Consider the following 1238-nt stretch of genomic DNA (forward strand, 5'->3'; position numbering starts at 1 on the left):
CATGACCCTTTCGTCTAGTGGCTCAGGACGTCACTCTCTCTGTGTGATAACAGAGGTTCAAATCCTCTAGGGGTCGCCATAAAATTAATTAGTATTTGTACTTTTAATATATTTTATCACTTTTCTAAAAGAAGAATTAAAAATCATTATAATATTTTTATTTTATTGTATAATGAAGTTGTATTTTAAATTTAAAGGATAAATTATGGATAATTCATTATCAGGATATACTAAAAAATATGACAATGAAGGATATGGTTTACAATATCCCGATGGACATGTTATAAGATTTTATGAGAGAATCTTGAAGTATAAATTAAACAAAACAAGTGGAAATTTGCTTGATTTTGGTTGTGGGAATGGAGTGCATTCTAAATATTTTCAAGATGTAACGGGGGGGGGGTATTAACGCTTATGGTGTAGATATTGTTCCTAGTTTAAAAAATACTTGGAAAAAAGATCCTAGGATAAATGAAAATAATTTTCACGTAATTACACCTAACTCTAGTTTTAAAAATTTATTTGATGTAAAAATGGATTTTATTTTTGCAAATCAAAGTTTATATTATCTGCCAAGCAAAGATTTTCAAAAAACTATTGAAGAATTTTATGATTTATGCAATGATGGAGCAATAATTTTCGCGACTATGATTAGCTCTAAAGCTTATCAAGAATTTGTTACAGGGGATGTTAAAGAAAATGGTTTAGTAGAAGTAAAATCTAGTCCAAGATTAAATAGTGAATCTACTTATATAAATTTTACAAATACGATTGAAGAATTAAAAGAAAAATTTAAACCTTTTAAGCCATTGTTTTGGGGAGATTATGAGCTGATAAATTTATATAATTTTGAAGGAAGCATACAACACTTCATCTACATAGGACAAAAATAATTTTTACACAAAGGCTTTAATAAGCCTTTAGTTTATTCTCCTTGTTATTACAACTACCACACACCATCAACTAATATCCCAATCCTTTTTTTGCTAAACTCTAATACTTATATTATAATCCATCCCCTCCAAGCTTTCAATATCAAACCTACTATATATTACATATCGTAATACACCTTTCTATATCTTTCTCTATATCTTTCTCTATATCTTTCTCTATATCTTTCTCTATATCTTTCTCTATATCTTTCTCTATATCTTTCTCTATATCTTTCTTCCACACCCTCTCTCACTTTTTTCATTTTCTCTTTCTTTTTCCAACACCTTTTCCATTTTTTACCAAAC

The 1238-nt window shown here is 28.1% G+C and carries 3 protein-coding genes and 1 tRNA gene; 3 read left to right on the forward strand and 1 reads right to left on the reverse strand.

Annotated elements, in window-relative coordinates; translation table 11 throughout:
* Positions 1-3 precede the first annotated feature (3 nt).
* From CAMP18497_RS08160 to CAMP18497_RS08170, 3 genes are all read left to right on the forward strand, one after another.
* A tRNA-Glu gene (locus tag CAMP18497_RS08160) sits at positions 4-79 on the forward strand.
* Between the two features lie 126 nt (positions 80-205).
* The gene (locus tag CAMP18497_RS08165) at positions 206-409 is read left to right on the forward strand and encodes a class I SAM-dependent methyltransferase (protein WP_240387661.1); all 204 of its coding nucleotides are present in this window, start codon (positions 206-208) and stop codon (positions 407-409) included.
* A gap of 124 nt (positions 410-533) precedes the next feature.
* Positions 534-893, forward strand: a complete 360-nt coding sequence (locus CAMP18497_RS08170; protein ID WP_263683635.1) for a methyltransferase — start codon at positions 534-536, stop codon at positions 891-893.
* Positions 894-1051: 158 nt separating this feature from the next.
* Here the strand turns inward: CAMP18497_RS08170 and CAMP18497_RS08175 are convergent, their stop codons facing one another.
* Entirely contained in the window at positions 1052-1195 is a 144-nt protein-coding gene (locus CAMP18497_RS08175; RefSeq protein WP_337213740.1) for a hypothetical protein, read from the reverse strand.
* Positions 1196-1238: the final 43 nt, after the last annotated feature.

Origin of the sequence: Campylobacter sp. W0066.1, from assembly GCF_024723635.1 — a bacterium.
GTDB classification, from domain to species: Bacteria; Campylobacterota; Campylobacteria; order Campylobacterales; family Campylobacteraceae; genus Campylobacter_D; species Campylobacter_D lari_C.